The 17,631-nt window shown below is 72.5% G+C and carries 18 protein-coding genes; 7 read left to right on the forward strand and 11 right to left on the reverse strand.

The window, feature by feature from the left end:
• Positions 1-71: 71 nt before the first annotated feature.
• A complete protein-coding gene (locus ACFVGW_RS26815; RefSeq protein WP_385853740.1) occupies positions 72-428 on the forward strand; it encodes a DUF1330 domain-containing protein in 357 nt (118 codons plus the stop codon).
• On the opposite strand, the gene abc-f is transcribed toward ACFVGW_RS26815, so the two are convergent.
• The 3 genes from abc-f to ACFVGW_RS26830 form a co-directional block, all read right to left on the reverse strand.
• A complete protein-coding gene (gene abc-f, locus ACFVGW_RS26820) occupies positions 411-2,084 on the reverse strand; it encodes a ribosomal protection-like ABC-F family protein (protein ID WP_385853741.1) in 1,674 nt (557 codons plus the stop codon). The two genes, ACFVGW_RS26815 and abc-f, sit on opposite strands and share 18 nt — an antisense overlap.
• A 234-nt stretch (positions 2,085-2,318) precedes the next feature.
• Complete coding sequence (gene msrA / locus ACFVGW_RS26825; protein WP_383228844.1) at positions 2,319-2,981, reverse strand: peptide-methionine (S)-S-oxide reductase MsrA; 663 nt, start codon at positions 2,979-2,981, stop codon at positions 2,319-2,321.
• A gap of 127 nt (positions 2,982-3,108) precedes the next feature.
• Positions 3,109-4,218, reverse strand: a complete 1,110-nt coding sequence (locus tag ACFVGW_RS26830) for a hypothetical protein (RefSeq protein WP_383228845.1) — start codon at positions 4,216-4,218, stop codon at positions 3,109-3,111.
• A gap of 73 nt (positions 4,219-4,291) precedes the next feature.
• Between ACFVGW_RS26830 and ACFVGW_RS26835 the strand changes: the two genes are divergently transcribed.
• Positions 4,292-5,449 carry a cystathionine gamma-synthase gene (locus ACFVGW_RS26835; RefSeq protein WP_383228846.1) on the forward strand — a complete coding sequence of 386 codons (1,158 nt, stop codon included), beginning with the start codon at positions 4,292-4,294 and terminating at the stop codon, positions 5,447-5,449.
• 84 nt (positions 5,450-5,533) lie between these two features.
• Here ACFVGW_RS26835 and ACFVGW_RS26840 read toward each other — a convergent pair whose 3' ends face one another.
• From ACFVGW_RS26840 to ACFVGW_RS26855, 4 genes are read right to left on the reverse strand one after another with little or no spacing between them, the layout of a single operon-like run.
• Complete coding sequence (locus ACFVGW_RS26840; RefSeq protein WP_352190127.1) at positions 5,534-5,725, reverse strand: DUF1059 domain-containing protein; 192 nt, start codon at positions 5,723-5,725, stop codon at positions 5,534-5,536.
• Between the two features lie 44 nt (positions 5,726-5,769).
• Positions 5,770-6,021, reverse strand: coding sequence for a hypothetical protein (locus ACFVGW_RS26845; protein ID WP_383228847.1), 252 nt, complete (start codon positions 6,019-6,021; stop codon positions 5,770-5,772).
• Complete coding sequence (locus ACFVGW_RS26850; RefSeq protein ID WP_352190125.1) at positions 6,018-6,482, reverse strand: sigma factor-like helix-turn-helix DNA-binding protein; 465 nt, start codon at positions 6,480-6,482, stop codon at positions 6,018-6,020. The genes ACFVGW_RS26845 and ACFVGW_RS26850 overlap by 4 nt, the downstream gene beginning before the upstream one ends.
• A gap of 31 nt (positions 6,483-6,513) precedes the next feature.
• The gene (locus ACFVGW_RS26855; RefSeq protein WP_352190124.1) at positions 6,514-7,029 is read right to left on the reverse strand and encodes a MarR family transcriptional regulator; all 516 of its coding nucleotides are present in this window, start codon (positions 7,027-7,029) and stop codon (positions 6,514-6,516) included.
• A 147-nt stretch (positions 7,030-7,176) separates the two neighbouring features.
• On the opposite strand from ACFVGW_RS26855, the gene ilvA reads away from it, so the two are divergent.
• The 3 genes from ilvA to ACFVGW_RS26870 all read left to right on the forward strand — a co-directional run bounded on the left by ilvA (position 7,177) and on the right by ACFVGW_RS26870 (position 10,401).
• Entirely contained in the window at positions 7,177-8,406 is a 1,230-nt protein-coding gene (gene ilvA, locus ACFVGW_RS26860; protein ID WP_383228849.1) for a threonine ammonia-lyase, read from the forward strand.
• Between the two features lie 121 nt (positions 8,407-8,527).
• Positions 8,528-9,559 carry an ATP-binding cassette domain-containing protein gene (locus ACFVGW_RS26865; protein WP_383573292.1) on the forward strand — a complete coding sequence of 344 codons (1,032 nt, stop codon included), beginning with the start codon at positions 8,528-8,530 and terminating at the stop codon, positions 9,557-9,559.
• Entirely contained in the window at positions 9,556-10,401 is an 846-nt protein-coding gene (locus ACFVGW_RS26870) for an ABC transporter permease (protein ID WP_352190121.1), read from the forward strand. The genes ACFVGW_RS26865 and ACFVGW_RS26870 overlap by 4 nt, the downstream gene beginning before the upstream one ends.
• Positions 10,402-10,416: 15 nt before the next feature.
• On the opposite strand, the gene ACFVGW_RS26875 is transcribed toward ACFVGW_RS26870, so the two are convergent.
• From ACFVGW_RS26875 to ACFVGW_RS26890, 4 genes are all read right to left on the reverse strand, one after another.
• Positions 10,417-12,720 carry a protein kinase gene (locus tag ACFVGW_RS26875; protein WP_385853742.1) on the reverse strand — a complete coding sequence of 768 codons (2,304 nt, stop codon included), beginning with the start codon at positions 12,718-12,720 and terminating at the stop codon, positions 10,417-10,419.
• A gap of 21 nt (positions 12,721-12,741) precedes the next feature.
• A complete protein-coding gene (locus tag ACFVGW_RS26880; protein WP_385853743.1) occupies positions 12,742-15,141 on the reverse strand; it encodes a PQQ-binding-like beta-propeller repeat protein in 2,400 nt (799 codons plus the stop codon).
• A 99-nt stretch (positions 15,142-15,240) separates the two neighbouring features.
• Positions 15,241-15,738 (reverse strand): transcription elongation factor GreA, encoded by a 498-nt coding sequence (greA, locus tag ACFVGW_RS26885; RefSeq protein ID WP_352190118.1) that lies wholly within the window; start codon positions 15,736-15,738, stop codon positions 15,241-15,243.
• 188 nt (positions 15,739-15,926) lie between these two features.
• Positions 15,927-16,328, reverse strand: coding sequence for a DUF4307 domain-containing protein (locus ACFVGW_RS26890; RefSeq protein WP_383297088.1), 402 nt, complete (start codon positions 16,326-16,328; stop codon positions 15,927-15,929).
• A 95-nt stretch (positions 16,329-16,423) separates the two neighbouring features.
• Here ACFVGW_RS26890 and mca point away from each other — a divergent pair, with 95 nt between their 5' ends.
• Both mca and ACFVGW_RS26900 read left to right on the forward strand, forming a co-directional pair.
• A complete protein-coding gene (gene mca / locus ACFVGW_RS26895; RefSeq protein WP_383171257.1) occupies positions 16,424-17,305 on the forward strand; it encodes a mycothiol conjugate amidase Mca in 882 nt (293 codons plus the stop codon).
• Positions 17,298-17,540 (forward strand): hypothetical protein, encoded by a 243-nt coding sequence (locus tag ACFVGW_RS26900; RefSeq protein WP_385853744.1) that lies wholly within the window; start codon positions 17,298-17,300, stop codon positions 17,538-17,540. Before mca ends, ACFVGW_RS26900 begins: the two co-directional genes overlap by 8 nt.
• The last annotated feature ends 91 nt before the right edge of the window (positions 17,541-17,631 follow it).

The following is a 17,631-nucleotide window of genomic DNA, read 5'->3' on the forward strand; positions in this document are numbered from 1 at the left end:
CCGGCCAGGGTGCCGGGGCATGACGTCCGGGGTAATCGACCCCGTACGGCATGTCCCGGCACGCTTGCGTCATGACCGCATACGCCCTCGCGAACCTCCGCCCGCAGACCGCCCCGCACGAGGAGGTCCTCGTCTACATCGAGCGCATCCAGTCCACGCTCGACCCCTACGGCGGCCACTTCCTCGTGCACGGCGCCCCCGAACGGGAGGTGAGGGAGGGGGAGTGGCCCGGCGCCCTCGTCATGATCGCCTTCCCGTCGATGGAGGCCGCCCGCGACTGGTACGACTCCGCCGCCTACCAGGAGATCCTCCCGCTGCGTACCCGCCACATCCCGGGCGACATCCTGCTCATCGACGGCGTCCCGCCGGGCTACGACCCGGCGTCGACCGCCGCCGCGATGCGCGCCGCGTCAGCCGGTACGGCCTGAGCGGAGCTCCAGCAGCGTGCCGCCGAAGCCCGAGCGGAAGCGTGGGTCGTGGGAGACCGCGACCACCGCGCCCTCGAAGGCGGCGAGGGCCGCCTCCAGCTCCTCCACCAGGGAGAGCGCGACATGGTTGGTCGGCTCGTCCAGGACCAGCAGGTCGGCCGGCCGGACCACGAGCCGGGCCAGCTCAAGCCGGCGCTGCTGCCCCACGGAGAGCCGGGCCACCGGAACGGCCAGGTCCTCCTCCCGGAAGAGACCGAGGGCGAGTAGCTCCTCCGCGTGGTCCTCGGGCGGACCGGGGCGGCCCGCCGCGTACGCCGTGAGTAGCGGTTTCAGGGACGGTACGGCGGGCAGCTCCTGGGCCAGGTAGCCGACCCGGCCCGCCCGGACGACCGTGCCGCTGTCGGGCCGCAGATCCCCGGCGAGAACCCGCAACAGGGTCGACTTTCCGGCTCCGTTGGGCCCGGAGACGAGCAGCCGGTCGCCGGGCGCGATCCGCAGCGCCTCGATCCGCAGCCGCTCGCCGACCACGACGTCGTCGAGCTCGGCCAGCACGCCGTCGTGCCGCCCGAGCCCGCCGCCCGATCCTGCCGCACCGTCCGCAGGGGCCGTGGCGGGGGCGCCGGCGGTCGTGAGCCGGGCCGTGAACCGCAGTGGCTCCGGCGGGGCCGGCACCGGCGCCCTCCGGAGCTGTTCGAGCCGTACACGGGCGGCCCTGACCTGCCCGGACAGCTTGTTCTCGTGCGAGCGGCGGTGCTTGCCGAACCCCTGCCGCGGGTCCTTCCCGGCCCCCGCGAGCCGCTGCCCGGCCGCGGCCACCAGCTCCTCCGTACGGGCCAGTTCCTCGCGCCACTCCTCGTGCTCCTGGGCCCAGCGGCGGCGTGCGGCGGCCTTCGCCGCGCGGTAGCCGTTCCAGCCGTCGCCGTACCGCGTCACCGCCCGGGTGTCGCGGTCGACCTCCAGGATCGTGGTCGCCATCCCCTCCAGGAAGCCACGGTCGTGAGTGACCGCCACGACCGTGCCGCGGTGGGTGCGCAGCCGTTCCTCCAGCCAGTCGGCGGCTGCCCGGTCGAGATGGTTCGTCGGTTCGTCGAGGAGCAGCAGCTCGGCGCCCGACGCGAGGACGCAGGCGAGGGCGAGCCGTGACTGCTCCCCGCCGGAGAGCGTGCCGACGCGGCGTTCGTACGGGACGTGGCCGAGGCCGAGCCCGTGCAGCGCGGCGTCGACGCGGGCGTCGGCCTCGTACCCGCCCCGCTCCTCGTACCGGGCGGCCAGCTCGCCGTACGCGAGGAGCTCCTCGGGGGTCGCGGAGCCGAGCCGCTCCTCGGCCGACCGCATCTCCCGTTCCATGGCGCGGAGTTCGGCGAGCGCCGCGTCGGCGGCGTCCCGCACGGTGTGCCCGGGGCCGAGGCCGAAGGTCTCGGCGAGCGTCTGCGCGAGCCGCGCGACGCCGCCGGGGAAGCGGACGGTCACCTCACCGTCGTCGGGGGCCTCCGCACCGGAGAGCAGCCGGAGGAGGGTGGACTTGCCGGAGCCGTTCTCACCGATGACGGCGGCCTTCTCGCCGGGGCGGACGGTGAGCGTGAGCTGTTCGAGGACGGAGCGGTCCCCGTAGGAGACGGAGACGTCTTTCAAGGTCAACTGGGCGCGGTCGCGCATGGGATCTTTCCCTGATGGCTGGGGTGCGTTCGGGCCGGGGAAGGGACAACGGGACCACCACCGCCGCGCCCCAGGGGCGTCGGATCAGCGGGTCGGACCGTGTCCGCGGCCGGAATCAGAGAAAGAAGTAGAACGCACCCATGCGGCCGAGTGTAACGAGGCCGCCCGCCCGGGTCGCGGGGATTTCCGGGCGGGCGGTCCGCGTGCGTGGGGCCGGGGGCCCGCACGAAGGGCTCAGCCGTCGGCCTTCGCGACGCCGATCGGGCAGGAGACTCCCGTGCCGCCGATGCCGCAGTAGCCGGCCGGGTTCTTGTCCAGGTACTGCTGGTGGTAGCCCTCGGCCGGGTAGAAGGCGCGGCCGTCGGCCGGGAGGATCTCCGTCGTGATCGTGCCGTAGCCGGAGCCGGTCAGGACCTTCTGGTACGCCGCGCGGGAGGTGTCGGCGGCGGCGGCCTGGGTGTCGGAGTGGGTGTAGACGGCGGAGCGGTACTGGGTGCCGACGTCGTTGCCCTGCCGGAAGCCCTGGGTCGGGTCGTGGGACTCCCAGAAGAGCTTGAGCAGCTGCTCGTACGAGACCTTCGCCGGGTCGAAGACGACCCGGACGACCTCGGTGTGGCCCGTGAGGCCCGAGCAGACCTCCTCGTAGACGGGGTGCGGCGTGATGCCGCCCTGGTAGCCGACCAGGGTCGTGAAGACGCCCTCGGTCTGCCAGAACTTGCGCTCGGCGCCCCAGAAACAGCCCAGGGCGAAGTCGGCCACCTCAAGACCCTCGGGGTACGGGCCGAGCAGCGGCGTGCCCAGCACGGTGTGGCGCTCGGGAACCGCGAACTCGGACTCGGACCGCCCCTTGAGCGCCTGCTCGGACGTGGGGAGGACGGGGGTGCGTGACAGGAACATGCGGCATCTCCTCGACGGTGGGCGTTACGCACAACGTTCGGACCCCGGGAGGGATTCCCCCGGGGTCCGGCGGCATCCGGCCACTCCTCGGCGCGCTTCCCCGTACGTCTCCTTACGTCCCCGTGCGTCAGTGCGGCAGGGTCGCCGGGCTTCCGCCGTTGGCCTCGTAGCCCGCGACCGCCAGGTTCCGGTACACCGTGTACTCCGCCGCCGGGTCGCCGGTCAGCGTCCACGGCAGGGCGCCCACGTGGCCGTCCACGTGGACCAGTTGGTGCATGGCCTCCTGCCAGCGCTCACCGCGGACCAGGAAGAGGACCAGCAGGTGCCGGACGTGCGCCAGCATCGGGTCGTCGGCGCGCGCCGAGTGGACGGCGTACAGCGCGCCCTCCATCGCCTTGCGCACCACCTCGGTCCGGAAGAAGTCCTGGACGAGGACGATCTCCGGCAGGTGCTCGTAGACCGCGAACAGCGGCAGCGCGGCGAGCAGCGAACCCTGCGGGGCGCGGGCGGCGGCCGCCGTCGCGAACCGGTCGGCGTCCTCGCGCGAGCCGTGCCACTTCTCGCACCAGTAGTGGAGCGCGGCCAGGTGCGCGCCCATGTGCTGCGGCGCGCGGTCGATGATCTTCGCCCAGACCTGGTCGAACTCCTCGTGGCTGTAACCGAGCCCCCGCGCGACCGCGAGCTGCGCGATGTACGGCACGGGGTCCCCGGGGGCGAGCAGCGCCGCCTCCTCGCTCACCTTCTTCGCCTCTTCGAGGATGATCCGGAAGTCGTCGCTGCCGGCCGAGGACGAACGCCACGCCTGCTGCACCAGGAACTCGGCGTGCACGGCGGCCCCGCCCGGGTCCTTCGGCGAGTCGGCCCGCCAGGCGCGCAGCCAGGCGCCGCCGACCCCGGGCTTCTGCTGGAGCTCCAGCGAGGCCGCGCCCGCGAACGCCTGGACGCGCTGCCAGCGCACCTCGCCCTCCTTCTCCGTGCCGGCGAGGAGCTGCGAGGCCGCCCGCCAGTCCTGGGTCGCCTGGACCACGTCGAGGACGTCGAGCAGGTCCCGGTCCGGCCCCGGCATCCGTACGTCCTGCTCCTCCTGGCGCAGGAAGCCGTACGCCTCGGGGTCGGCGGCGTCCGGCGATCCGGGCGCGACCTGACGGATGCCGACGCCGGACCGGCGGCGCCTCACGTACGGGGCCACGACCGCGATCAGCAGAGCCAGCGCCATCAGGAACCAGAGAATCTCCATGTGTCCATTGTCCAGGACACTCCCTGAGACATGAGGCGGCGGTCCCCGGCACTCGGGACTACGCTCCTGACCCATGAGCGATGAGCACATCCACCAGAGCTTCGAGACCCGCGCGATCCACGCGGGCAACACCGCCGACCCGCTGACCGGCGCGGTCGTCCCGCCGATCTACCAGGTCTCCACCTACAAGCAGGACGGCGTGGGCGGGCTGCGCGGCGGTTACGAGTACAGCCGGAGCGCCAACCCCACGCGCACCGCGCTCGAGGAGAACCTCGCGGCGCTCGAGGGCGGCCGCCGCGGACTGGCCTTCGCCTCCGGTCTGGCCGCCGAGGACTGCCTGCTGCGGACGCTGCTCGCCCCCGGCGACCACGTGGTGATCCCCAACGACGCCTACGGCGGTACCTTCCGGCTCTTCGCCAAGGTCGTCCAGCGCTGGGGCGTGGACTTCTCCGTGGCCGACACCTCCGACGTCGACGCGGTGCGCGCCGCGGTCAACGACCGTACGAAGGTGATCTGGGTCGAGACCCCGTCGAACCCGCTGCTCGGCATCACCGACATCGCGGCGGTCGCGGCCGTGGCCAGGTCGGCGGGCGCGAAGCTCGTCGTCGACAACACCTTCGCCTCGCCCTACCTGCAGCAGCCGCTGTCGCTCGGCGCGGACGTCGTCGTGCACTCGCTGACGAAGTACATGGGCGGCCACTCGGACGTCGTGGGCGGCGCCCTGGTGACGGCCGACGAGGCGCTCGGCGAGGAGCTGGCGTACCACCAGAACGCCATGGGCGCGGTGGCCGGCCCCTTCGACTCGTGGATCGTGCTGCGCGGCATCAAGACGCTCGCCGTCCGCATGGACCGGCACAGCGAGAACGCGGGCAAGATCGTGGAGATGCTGACGCAGCACCCGAAGGTCACCCAGGTCCTCTACCCGGGCCTGCCGGAGCACCCGGGCCACGAGATCGCCGCCAAGCAGATGAAGGCCTTCGGCGGAATGATCTCCTTCCGGGTCCAGGGCGGCGAGGAGGCGGCGGTCGAGGTCTGCAACCGCGCGAAGCTCTTCACCCTCGGTGAGTCCCTCGGCGGCGTGGAGTCGCTGATCGAGCACCCGGGCCGGATGACCCACGCCAGCGTCGCGGGCTCGGCCCTGGAGGTCCCGGCGGACCTGGTCCGCCTCTCCGTGGGCATCGAGAACGTGGACGACCTGCTGGCGGACCTGCGCCAGGCGCTGGGCCGGTAGCCACCGCCTCCGGGAACGACAGGCTGCCGGGCGCCCCTGAGTCAGGGGCGCCCGGCTCGTCTTCCCGTCTTCGTGTCCCGTCCGTCAGGCCGGGACCTTCTCGTCCTCCAGCGATTCCCGGACCATCGTGCGCAGCTCGGGGGTGTCCTCGTGCCCGTGCACGGAGACCGCGTGCTCCGAGGCGGCCTTGACGACCTCCTCCTCCTCACCGCTGATGGTGAGGGTGCATCCCATCACGCTGGGGGTGTTGCGGCAGTCGGCGACTTTCCTGGTCATGGGTCCTCCTCGACTCGCCCGCTTCTTCCAGGCTAAGTCCGTCGTCACCAGCCTTCGAGCGGTGGCGTCGTCTCCGCGGGCGGCACGCTCCAGGGCTCTGCCACCGTCGCCCAGACCGCGAACGCGAGCACGGCCACGACGAGCAGCAGCCACAGGGCCCGGCGGACGGCCCGGTCGCGGTGGAGCAGCCGGGCGCCGCGCGTCACGGCCCGCGCGACCAGTTCGGCGGGGACCTGCGGGTGACGGGATTCCAGCATCCGCCGCACCTCGTCCTCCTTGTCCTCGTACCGGCTCATGAGGCGAGGCTCCCGCCGCGCCGGTCCCGCAGCGCGGACACGGACCGGGCGCAGACGGCCCGTACGCGCTCCTCGGCCAGTCCGAGCAGGGCCGCGGTCTGCTCCTCGGCCACCCCCTCGTACAGCCGCAGCACCACGACGAGACGTTCCTGCGGCGTGAGCGCGGAGAGGAGGCCGCCCCGCCCGCGGTGGTACCGCCAGGCGGTGCGCGCGAAGCGGGTGGCGAGGTCGGCGCGGGTGCGGTCGTACGGATCCTCGCCGCGCAGGCGGTCCCAGTGGGCGTAGGTGTGGGCGAGGGAGGCGGTCAACAGCGCCTGGGCGCGCGGGTTGGCGTCCCGCGTCTCCGCGGTCAGCAGCGTCGCGGCATGCAGCAGCCGTCCCGCCGCCCCCGCCGTGAACGCCTCGAACTGCCGGGCGCGGAAGCGGTTCTCGCCCGACCGGCCGTCCTGTCGATCTCGCACGTCCTCATATGAGGACAGCGGACGGCCGGGGTCAAGAGGTCGCGCCGGACTCCGTGTCGGTGGCGGGCGGCAGGCCGGACTGCCGGGCGGAGAGCGCGGAGTTGAAGCGGGTGAGCAACGTGCAGAACGACTCGCGCTCCGCCGGCGTCCACCCTTCCGTCACCTGTGCCATCAGCTCGCGGCGCGAGGCGCGGACCTCCTCCAGGCGGGCCAGGCCGCGCGGGGAGAGCTGGAGCACGACCGCGCGCCCGTCCTCGGGGTGCGAGGTGCGCTTGACCAGGCCGGTGTCGACGAGCGGGGCGACCTGGCGGGTGACGGTCGAGGAGTCGATTCCCATGCCCGCCGCGAGCGCCTTGACGCCCATCGGACCTTCCTGGTCGAGCCGGTTCAGGAGCAGGTACGCCGCCCGGTCCATCGAGTTGCGGAGCTGTCCGGTGCCGCCGAGGCGGGTCTGTTCGGCCCGGCGCGCGAAGACGGCCACCTGGTGCTGGAGGGCATCGAGGAGACCGGGGTCAAGCTCAGTCGTCATGTCCTGAGATGTGGGCATGGCTGTGGGGGCTCTCTCGTGCGGTGGTCGGTTGGTGGGGGACAGAGTACGCGGACCCGCGTGGGTCCGTACCTGCGCTGCGCAAACCGGCTGCGACGACCTCTCCCCGGGCGGCCACCAGCCCCTTGAGCTGCGAGACTTGCTGTCATGAGCTTCCGTCGGCCAGACCCCTTGCATCCACTGATCCTCGACGACGTGCGCGGGGCGCAGAAGATGCTGTCGGGGGTGGCCCGGATGACCGCGATGGAGGGGAGCCGGCATCTGTCCTCGCTGGTGGGAGCCCCGGTCCACCTCAAGTGCGAGAACCTTCAACGAACCGGTTCGTTCAAGCTGCGCGGAGCGTACGTACGGATCGCGGGGCTCCGTCCCGAGCAGCGCGCGGCCGGGGTGGTCGCCGCGTCGGCGGGCAACCACGCGCAGGGCGTGGCCCTCGCCTCCGCGCTCCTCGGGGTGCACTCCACGGTCTTCATGCCGGTCGGCGCCCCGCTGCCGAAGGTCGCGGCGACCCGCGAGTACGGCGCCGAGGTCCGGCTGCACGGCCAGGTCGTGGACGAGACGCTGGCGGCGGCGGAGGAGTACGCGGCGGAGACCGGCGCGGTCTTCATCCACCCCTTCGACCACCCGGACATCATCGCGGGGCAGGGCACCGTCGGCCTGGAGATCCTGGAGCAGTGCCCGGAGGTCCGCACGATCCTGGTGGGCGTCGGCGGGGGAGGGCTCGTGGCCGGTGTCGGGCTCGCGGTGAAGTCCGTACGCCCCGACGTGAAGGTGATCGGCGTGCAGGCGGAGGGTGCGGCCGCCTATCCGCCGTCGCTGGCCGCGGGGCATCCGGTGGCGATCGGCTCGCCGGTGACGATGGCGGACGGGATCAAGGTCGGGCGGCCGGGCGATGTCCCGTTCGCGATCGTGCGTGAGTACGTGGACGAGATCCGTACGGTCTCCGAGGACGCGCTCTCCTCGGCGCTGCTGCTCTGTCTGGAGCGGGCGAAGCTGGTCGTCGAACCGGCCGGCGCGAGCCCGGTCGCCGCGCTGCTGAGCGAGCCGAAGGCGTTCCAGGGGCCGGTGGTGGCGGTCCTGTCGGGCGGGAACGTCGATCCGGTGCTGATGCAGCGGGTCCTGCGGCACGGCATGGCGGCGGGGGGCCGCTATCTGAGCCTGCGGCTGCGGGTGACGGACCGGCCGGGCGCGCTGGCGACGCTGCTCGCGGTGCTGACGGTGGTGGACGCCAACGTCCTCGACGTGAGCCATGTGCGCACCGATCCGAGGCTGGGGCTGACGGAGGCGGAGGTGGAGCTGCACCTGGAGACGAAGGGTCCCGAGCACTGCCGGGAAGTCGAGGCGGCGCTGCGGGACGCGGGGTACGTGGTGATGGCGTAATCCCCTTGTGGGTCGCGATGTATCGCGTTAGCGTGTGGTCCGGGTCACATATTCGGTGGGCGGCGGTCGCCGTCCAAACCTAAACTTGGGCGGAAACGCCCAAATCCCTGGGAGAACCCACATGCCAGGCGCGATCTACGCCGAGGGTCTGGTGAAGACCTTCGGTGACGTACGAGCTCTGGACGGCGTGGACCTCGACGTACCCGAGGGCACGGTCCTGGGCCTGCTCGGCCCCAACGGCGCGGGGAAGACGACCGCCGTGCGCGTGCTGACGACACTCCTCCAGCCGGACAGCGGAAAGGCGCTCGTCGCGGGAATCGACGTACTGAAGCACCCCAACGAGGTCCGGCGCTCGATCGGGCTCTCCGGCCAGTTCGCCGCCGTCGACGAGTACCTGACCGGCCGCGAGAACCTCCAGATGGTCGGGCAGCTCTACCAGTTGAACGCCAAGCGGGCGAAGGCGCGAGCGGACGAGCTGCTGGAGCGCTTCAACCTCGCCGACGCTGCCGACCGCACCGCCAAGACGTACTCCGGCGGCATGCGCCGCCGTCTCGACCTGGCCGCCGCGCTCGTCGTCTCCCCGCCCGTCATGTTCATGGACGAGCCGACGACCGGGCTCGACCCGCGGAACCGGCAGGCGCTCTGGGAGGTCATCCAGGAGCTCGTCGCGGGCGGCACGACCCTCCTCCTGACCACGCAGTACCTGGAGGAGGCCGACCACCTGGCCCATGACATCTGCGTCATCGACCACGGCAAGGTCATCGCCCGCGGCACCTCGGACCAGCTCAAGGCCCAGACCGGCGGCGAGCGCGTCGAGGTCGTCGTCCACGAGCCGGAGATGATCGCCCCGGCCCGTGACGTCCTCGCCCGCTACGGCCTGGCGGGCATCGGCCACGGCGAGGTCTCCGTCGAGAACCACACCCGCAAGCTCACCGTCCCGGTCACCGGCGGAGCCAAGCTGCTGGCCGAGGTCATCCGCGACCTGGACACCGTCGGCGTCGAGATCGACGACATCGGACTGCGCCGCCCCACCCTCGACGACGTCTTCATCTCGCTGACCGGCCACGCGGCCGAACGGGAGGAAGAGGAGTCCGGGGGCCCGGCGCAGGACGCGAAGGGCCGCGGCCGCGACCGGAAGGAGACGGCGAAGTGACCGCAGTGAACGAGGCCGTCGCGGCCCCGAGGCCGCGCGGCGGCATCGCCCAGTCCATCGGCGACTCGCTCGTCGTCGCCAAGCGCAACCTGATCCGGATGTCCCGCATCCCCGAGATGGTCATCTTCGGGCTCATCCAGCCGATCATGTTCGTGGTGCTCTTCAGCTACGTGTTCGGCGGCTCCATGACCATCGGAGGCACCAACTCCCCGGCCGTCTACCGTGAGTTCCTGATGGCCGGCATCTTCGCCCAGACGGTCACCTTCGCCACCGCCGGTGCGGGAGCCGGCATCGCCGACGACATGCACAAGGGCCTGATCGACCGCTTCCGGTCCCTGCCGATGGCCCGTGGCGCGGTCCTCACCGGCCGGACCCTCGCCGACCTGGTGCAGACCGCTCTCACCGTGGTCGTCCTCGCGATCGTCGCCCTCCTGGTCGGCTGGCGCATCCACGAGGGCGTCCCCAAGGCGCTGGGCGCCTTCGCCCTGCTGCTCCTCCTCGGCTACGCCTTCTCCTGGATCGGCGCCCTGATCGGCCTCTCGGTCCGCACACCGGAGGCCGCCACGTCCGGCGGGCTGATCTGGCTCTTCCCGGTCACGTTCATCTCGATCGCGTTCGTGGACTCCGCGCAGATGGCGTCCTGGCTGCAGCCGATCGCCGAGTGGAACCCCTTCAGCGCGACGGTCCAGGCGTGCCGCGTCCTGTTCGGCAACCCGGGCGTCTCGACGTCCGACGCCTGGCCGATGCAGCACCCGGTGTGGGCGTCGATCCTCTGGTCGGTGCTGATCATCGTGGTGTTCAGGACGCTGTCGGTCCGGAAGTACCGCTCGGCGACCGCCTAGGGGAGGCGGGCCGGGTCAGGGGGCGTAGCCCGAGACGACGACGCCGCTGGCGAGGCCGATGAAGACGGCCCCGCCGGCGGCGACGGCGCCGGTGGCCACGTCCCCGCCCTCCACGCCGACCGTCCCCTCGGGCGCGTTGAACGTCCTCCACACGGGTTCGGCCGGCGGATCGGTCACCGGAACCGAGGTGACCTTCGACCGGCTCCCGGTCAGCACCCGGTCACCGGCGAACGCCACCCACTGCCCTTCGGCGTCCCGGCTCCAGCGTTCTGCGCCCGACTTCACGTCGTACGTCGAGAGCGTGTCGCCGTCGCTCAGGGCCATCACCCCCGCGGCATTCACCGCCACGGCCGTCACCTGCGTCCCCCGTCCGACCGTCCGCTCCCGCTTCAGGGTGCGGGCATCGAGGACCTCGACGCCGTCCTGCCCCGCCTGCGGACACAGCACACGTCGCGCACCGACGACGATCCGGTAGCAGCCTTCGAGGTCCTGGGCCCGGGCCGTCTGCTTGCCCGTACGGGCGTCCAGTGCCAGCACGGTGCCGTTCCCGGGGACGTAGACCTGCCCGCCGGAGGCCACGGGGGACTCGGGGAAGACGCTGATCGGCTGCCGCCACCGCTCCTTCGGAGTGCCGGCCCCCGACAGCGGGACCGCCGTCACCAGCCCGGACGGCTTCTCGAAGTCCGTGGTGTCGACGTAGGTCGTGTACAGGACGCCGTCGTGCAGGTCCGTCCCCTTGACGCCGAACACGCCCCCCGGCGCGGCCAGCCGCCCGACCTCCTTGCCGTCGCTCAGCCGGTACCCGACGAGCCCGTCCCGCCGGGTCATCCAGGCGACGTCCCCGACGACCGCCGGGTACTGCGCGCCGACCTGCAGCTGATCGCCCGTCGACGGCTTCGACCACAGCTTCTTCCCGTCGGCCGCCCGCAACGCCACGGCCGCACCGCCGTCGCCCGAGCAGACCAGGATCTCCGGGCCCAGCGAGCACGGGCCGACGCCCGCGTCCGTGCCGGTGGCCCAGGGCGACCAGCCGGCCGGGCGGGCCGAGCGGTCGGAACCGTCCTTGCCGAAGTCGCCGGTGTGACCCTCGCCGCCGAAGGGCTGGATCACATGGTCGAGGGCGGCGGGCGCGGCGCTCGTGCCGGGTGACGCGCTGCTCGACCGTGTGCCGCCGCTCGGGGTCGCCCCCGCCGAACCGCCCTGCTCGCCCTGCCCGCCCGTCCGGTCGAGCAGCGCCACACCCACGGTCGCCAGGACGGCCACGGTCACCGCAGCCGCCGTGATCCGCCCCCACGGCCTGCGCCGTTCCCGCGCCTCGGCGACCGCCGGGCGTACCCCCGCGGCCGTCGGGGAGTACGGGACCTGGGGAGCGAGCGTCGGCAGGTCGGCCACGCCCGCCCCGGACGCCGCCGCCTCACCGATCCGCCGCGCGGAATCCCCGTACTCCGCCAGCAGCGACAGCACCCCGCCCGGCCACGGGAAGGCCGCCGGGACCTCCGCGCCGAGCAGCTCCACCAGCTCCGCGGCGGACGGCCGCTCCGCCGGGTCGAGCCGCAGGCACCGCTCCACCACCGGCCGCAGCTCCTGTGGCACGCCGCCCAGTTCGGCGTCCGCCCGGCTGATCCGGAAGACGACCGACGCCATCTCCTCGTCGTGGAACGGCCCGCGCCCGCTCGCCGCGAAGGCGAGGACGGCGCCCAGACAGAACACGTCCGACGCGGGCACGACCGCCCGGCTGCCGATCAGGTGCTCCGGCGACATGAACCCCGGCGAGCCCACCACGAGCCCCGTCGACGTGAGCGCCGTCGCCTCGAAGGCCTGCGCGATGCCGAAGTCGATGAGCTTCGGCCCGGCGGCCCCGAGCAGGACGTTCGCGGGCTTCAGGTCCCGGTGCAGCACCTTCGCCGCGTGCACGGACTCCAGCGCCCGGGCGAGCGCCGCGCCCAGCGCCCGTACGGCGTCGACCGGCAGCGCGCCCGCCCGGGTGACCGCCTCCGCGAGCGAGGGCCCGGGCACGTACTCGGTGGCCAGCCAGGGCACGGCCGCGTCCGCGTCGGCGTCGACGAGGAGCGCCGCGTAGGGGCTGTTCACGGCCCGCGCGGCCGTGATCTCGCGCCGGAAGCGGGTCCGGAAGTCCCCGTCGACCTCCAGGTCCTCCCGGACGGTCTTCACGGCGACCATCCGGTACGGATCGGCCGTCGGCGCGTCCGCGCGGCACGCCAGATGGACCTCGCCCATACCGCCCGCGCCCAGCCGGGCGAGCAGGCGGTAGGGGCCGACGAGGCGTGGGGGCTGCCCGGAGGGAAGTGCTTCCAGCACCGAACACGTCCTTTCAGTACGTCACTTGGGAAGCTCGACGGAGGCGACGGCGCCCTGGTCGTAGACGAGGTACGCGATACCGCCGATCGGCAGCACGTCGGGGGCGCGGATCTCCCACGCGAAGACCTCGCCCTCGTACGACTTCGAGTACTCCTTCGGGGCGCGCGCCCCGGGTGCCCCGGGCACCGCGCGCGCTTCCAGCCCGGAGGGCTTGCCGTCGGTGCCGAGCCGCACGGTGTAGAGCGTGGAGAAGTCGGCGTACACGACCTGCGAGCCGGCGAGCAGCGGGGTGGAGACGGCCTGCTTCAGCCCCGCGGGGGTCGCCCTGGTCACGTACCGCGCCAGCCGCTTCCCGGTCTTCGCGTCATGGACCGAGATGCCCTTGCCGTCCCCGGCGACGACCGTCCGGGAGTCCATGGCCAGGGGGTTCAGCCCTTCCAGCGAGGCAGGGAGGTCCGCCTTGGGCGCGAGGGTGACGGCGTCCATGACCCGCAGAACGCTCCGCGTGGTCCTGTCCCGCGGGTTGGACTCGACGTCGGTGCAGTAGGCCGACGCGCCCAGGACACGCACGGTCTCGCAGCCGGCCCCCTTCTCCGCGACCTGACCGAGCAGCGTCCCGTTCTTCGCGTCGTACGCGACGAGCCCGGCGTCACTGAGCGCGTACACCCGCCCCTGCGCGAAGGCCACGGCGTCGAAGGGCCGGAACTCCGCCCGGCTCAGGGAGGAGTTGGTCAGGGACTTGGTCCACACGCGCTTGCCGTCCGCCAGCGAGAACGCGGTCAGGTCGACCATCTCCCTGGCCCCTTCCTCCATGGGGGAGTGCGTCGTCGCGAAGACCATTCCGTCGCCCACGACGGGCCGGCTCTCCGCGTCCTGCGCTCCCCATGCCTCGGCCTCCCAGCGGACCTTTCCGGTTCGCGCGTCGCGTACCTGGAGCTTGTCCCGGGAGGTGATCACCACGGAGGAACCGTGGACCGCCGGCCGCGCGGACGACCCGGCGATGAACCAGCCGCCGGTGGGACCGATGAAGCTGGTGTTGTCGCGGGGGTCCTCGATCAGGTTCGCGGTCCACAGCTCCTTCCCGCTCGCCGTGTCCAGCGCCTCGTACCGTCCGTCCGTCGTCCGGCACACCAGCACGGACTCGCCCGCCGAGCAGCCGAACGCCGGCGCGCTCAGCTTCGCCTTCCACGGCTTCCAGCCCGCCGGCCGCTGGGCCGCGTTCTGCGGGACGACACCGGAGGCGTCGGGAAGCCCGCGGTCGTCGACGCCGGCGACCCTGGGTGCGGCGGCGGCCGGCGGGGCCGCCTTCGCCGGGGGCTGCTTCTTCCCGTCCTGCGGCCACAGCAGATACGCCCCCACCCCGCCGGCGACCACCGCGAGGGCCACCACCGCCGCGATCAGCGCCCGGCGCTTCCGTCGCGGGGGCTCCGGTGGTGCGGTCGGCGCCACCGGCGGCATCGTCGGCAGCTGGTCGAGACCCGGGGCCGCGGCGGGCGCCGCCGCCGGGACCGCGCGGAGCGGGCCTCCCGACGCCACGAGCTGCGCGAGCTCCCGCCCGTACTCCCCGATGTGCTCCCGCACGCTCTCGGGCCACGCGGGGCGCCGTTCGCCGCCCAGGAGCTCCACGAGCCCGTCCGGTGTGGGCCGCTCGGCCGGGTCGAGGCGCAGGCACGCGGCGACCGCGTCCCGCAGCTCCTCCGGCACGCGGCTCAGGTCCGCCTCGGCCTGGGAGACGCGGTAGAGGACGGCCGCCAGGGGCCCGTCCCCGAAGGGGTCCTCGCCGGTCGCCGCATAGCAGAGCAGCGAGCCCAGGCAGAAGACGTCCGAGGCGCCGGTGACGTGGCGCGCACCCGAGACGTGCTCGGGCGACATGAACGCGGGGGTGCCGACCATCACCCCGGTCGCCGTCATCGTCGTGGCGCCGGTGCTCCGCGCGATGCCGAAGTCGATCAGGCGCGGCCCGTCGACGGAGAGCATGACGTTGCCGGGCTTGAGGTCCCGGTGCAGCACCCCCGCCCCGTGCAGATCGGCGAGCGCGCGGGCGATCCCGGCGCCCATCTCCCGTACGGTCGCCACCGGCAGCGCGCCGCCCCGCCGCACGGCCTGCGACAGGCTCGGCCCGGGGACGTACGCGGTCGCCAGCCAGGGCACCGCCGCATCGGCGTCCCCGCCCTCCGGAGCGGCCGCCCAGGCGCTCCGTACGAGGCCGGCGACCTTGATCTCGCGCCGGAAGCGGTCACGGAAGGCGGGCTCGTTCGCGACGTCCCGCCGTACGGTCTTCACCGCGACGAAGGTGCCCTCGCCGGGCAGCCGGCCCAGGAACACCTCGCCCATGCCGCCGGCGCCGAGCCGCGCCAGGATCTCGTACGGTCCGATCTGCCCCGGCGCGTCCGCGCGCAGTGGTCCCAGCACGTGTGTCATCCCCCTGTGACGTGACGTCAGGTCCCGATCATTACATGTCCATGAAAGGCGAAGGGCCGAACCCCCGAAGGGGTCCGGCCCGTGCTCGTCTCCGGCGGCTCAGCCGGTGTACGGCTTGGCGCTGAGGATCTTCACCGTGGCCGTCTTGCCGTTCGGCAGTTCGTACTCGGCGTCCTCGCCCGCCTTCTTGCCGTTGACGCCCACGCCGAGCGGGGACTGCGGCGAGTACGTCTCGATGTCGCTGCTCGCGTACTCGCGCGAGGCCAGCAGGAAGGTCATCGTGTCGTCCTCGTCGCCGTCGAACGCGATCGTGACGACCATGCCGGGGGCGACGACGCCCTCGTCGGCCGGGGCCTCGCCCACCTTGGCGTGCTCGAGGAGCTGGGTCAGCTGGCGGACCCGGAGCTCCTGCTTGCCCTGCTCCTCCTTGGCCGCGTGGTACCCGCCGTTCTCGCGCAGGTCGCCCTCCTCGCGCGCCGCGGCGATCTTGGCGGCGATCTCGGTTCGCGCGGGACCAGACAGGTACTCCAGCTCGGCCTTGAGCTGGTTGTACGCCTCCTGGGTGAGCCAGGTGACGTTGTCGCTGGTCTGGGTCACAGGTGCTCCTCGTAGGTACTGGGAATACAAAGCATCGCCCTACCCAGAAGGATTGTCCTTCCTGAGTGGGCGAAACCACGAGCCTAACAATTAGTGGCGAAAAGGGGGAGGACATACAGCATCAAGATGACGTCATCCCTGGTCAGCGCGGACTCCCGGACGGCGCGCCACCGGGTGCCTACCCACCGCTAACTCGCCGTACACCCGATGAGCTCGGCGCTGGTCGCCCGCGCGGTCGTACGGATGGACACGACACGGTCGATCCGCTCGCTCGCCTCGTCGAAGCGGACGTCCTTGCGGCCCACCTCGGCCCCGTCCTCGGCGCGTGAGCGCAGGGTGCAGACACCCTCGGCGCCGGCGTCCTTGCGGACCTCCAGGTGCACCTGCACCTCGGTGTCGCTCACCACGTCGAACTTGATCGTCTCCGCGCTGATCTTGCTGTCGACCACGTAGAACCAGCCGAACCAGCCCAGCAGCCCGAGGAACAGCACGCCGAGCACGGCGCCGGCGATCTTGAGCGTGCGGTCGGCGCGCTCGTCCGCGGAACGCCCGTAGCGCCCCTCGGGAAGCCGCTCTCGCACCGCGCTCATGATCGTTCCTCTCGCCGCGGGGGTGGGAATTTTCCGCCCCCCGGTTCCGTCACTATAGAGACCTCCCTCCACGCCACATCACAGAGGATCGAGCCTTGACTGAGCAGCTGCGACTGATGGCCGTTCACGCCCACCCCGACGACGAGTCGAGCAAGGGTGCGGCGACGATGGCCAAGTACGTGTCCGAGGGGGTGGACGTGCTCGTGGTCACGTGCACGGGCGGCGAGCGCGGCTCCATCCTCAACCCCAAGCTCCAGGGAGACGCCTACATCGAGGCGAACATCCACGAGGTGCGCCGCAAGGAGATGGACGAGGCCCGGGAGATCCTGGGCGTCGAGCAGGAGTGGCTCGGCTTCGTCGACTCCGGTCTGCCGGAGGGCGACCCGCTGCCGCCGCTGCCCCAGGGCTGTTTCGCCCTGGAGGACGTCGACACCGCCGCCGGCGCCCTGGTCCGCAAGATCCGCGCCTTCCGTCCGCAGGTCATCACGACCTACGACGAGAACGGCGGGTACCCGCACCCCGACCACATCATGACCCACAAGATCACGATGGTGGCCTTCGACGGCGCCGCGGACACCGAGAAGTACCCGGAGGCCGAGTTCGGCCCGGCGTTCCAGCCCCAGAAGCTCTACTACAACCAGGGGTTCAACAAGCCGCGCACCATGGCCCTGCACCAGGCGCTGCTCGACCGGGGCATGGAGTCGCCGTACGGCGAGTGGCTGGAGCGCTGGAAGGAGTTCGAGCGCAAGGAGCGGACGCTGACCACGCACGTGCCCTGCGCGGACTTCTTCGAGATCCGCGACAAGGCCCTGATCGCGCACCGTACGCAGATCGACCCGGACGGTGGCTGGTTCCGGGTGCCGATGGAGATCCAGAAGGAGGTCTGGCCGACGGAGGAGTACGAGCTCAGCAAGTCGCTGGTGCCCACCTCCCTCCCCGAGGACGACCTCTTCGCGGGCATCCGCGACAATGCCTGACATGAGCGCACACCTGGCACTGACCCAGCTTGTCCCCTTCGCCGCCGAAGAGCTGGACAAGAACAAGGTCACCCCCGGCGTCCTCGGCTTCGTCGTCTTCGCGGTGATGGCCGTGGCCGTCTGGATGCTGATGAAGTCGATGAACCGCCACATGGGCAAGGTCTCCTTCGAGGAGGCCCCGGACCCGAAGGCCCCCGCCGCCCCGCAGGGCGGCAAGGCGGCCTCGGGGGAGTAGCGGCGGTACGCCGCGGCGGGGGGGCCCCCCCCCCCCGGGGGGGCGGCGGCGCCCCCCCCCCCCCCCCCGCCCCCGCCACCCCCCCGGCTCA

Source organism: Streptomyces sp. NPDC127129, from assembly GCF_042671585.1.
In the GTDB taxonomy this organism is placed as follows: domain Bacteria; phylum Actinomycetota; class Actinomycetes; order Streptomycetales; family Streptomycetaceae; genus Streptomyces.

Coding starts and splice junctions, on each gene's coding strand:
- ACFVGW_RS26815 (WP_385853740.1), top strand. CDS start 72: ATGACCGCATACGCCCTCGCGAACCTCCGCCCGCAGACCGCCCCGCAC.
- abc-f (WP_385853741.1), bottom strand. CDS start 2,084: ATGCGCGACCGCGCCCAGTTGACCTTGAAAGACGTCTCCGTCTCCTAC.
- msrA (WP_383228844.1), bottom strand. CDS start 2,981: ATGTTCCTGTCACGCACCCCCGTCCTCCCCACGTCCGAGCAGGCGCTC.
- ACFVGW_RS26830 (WP_383228845.1), bottom strand. CDS start 4,218: ATGGAGATTCTCTGGTTCCTGATGGCGCTGGCTCTGCTGATCGCGGTC.
- ACFVGW_RS26835 (WP_383228846.1), top strand. CDS start 4,292: ATGAGCGATGAGCACATCCACCAGAGCTTCGAGACCCGCGCGATCCAC.
- ACFVGW_RS26840 (WP_352190127.1), bottom strand. CDS start 5,725: ATGACCAGGAAAGTCGCCGACTGCCGCAACACCCCCAGCGTGATGGGA.
- ACFVGW_RS26845 (WP_383228847.1), bottom strand. CDS start 6,021: ATGAGCCGGTACGAGGACAAGGAGGACGAGGTGCGGCGGATGCTGGAA.
- ACFVGW_RS26855 (WP_352190124.1), bottom strand. CDS start 7,029: ATGCCCACATCTCAGGACATGACGACTGAGCTTGACCCCGGTCTCCTC.
- ilvA (WP_383228849.1), top strand. CDS start 7,177: ATGAGCTTCCGTCGGCCAGACCCCTTGCATCCACTGATCCTCGACGAC.
- ACFVGW_RS26865 (WP_383573292.1), top strand. CDS start 8,528: ATGCCAGGCGCGATCTACGCCGAGGGTCTGGTGAAGACCTTCGGTGAC.
- ACFVGW_RS26880 (WP_385853743.1), bottom strand. CDS start 15,141: ATGACACACGTGCTGGGACCACTGCGCGCGGACGCGCCGGGGCAGATC.
- ACFVGW_RS26890 (WP_383297088.1), bottom strand. CDS start 16,328: ATGAGCGCGGTGCGAGAGCGGCTTCCCGAGGGGCGCTACGGGCGTTCC.
- ACFVGW_RS26900 (WP_385853744.1), top strand. CDS start 17,298: ATGCCTGACATGAGCGCACACCTGGCACTGACCCAGCTTGTCCCCTTC.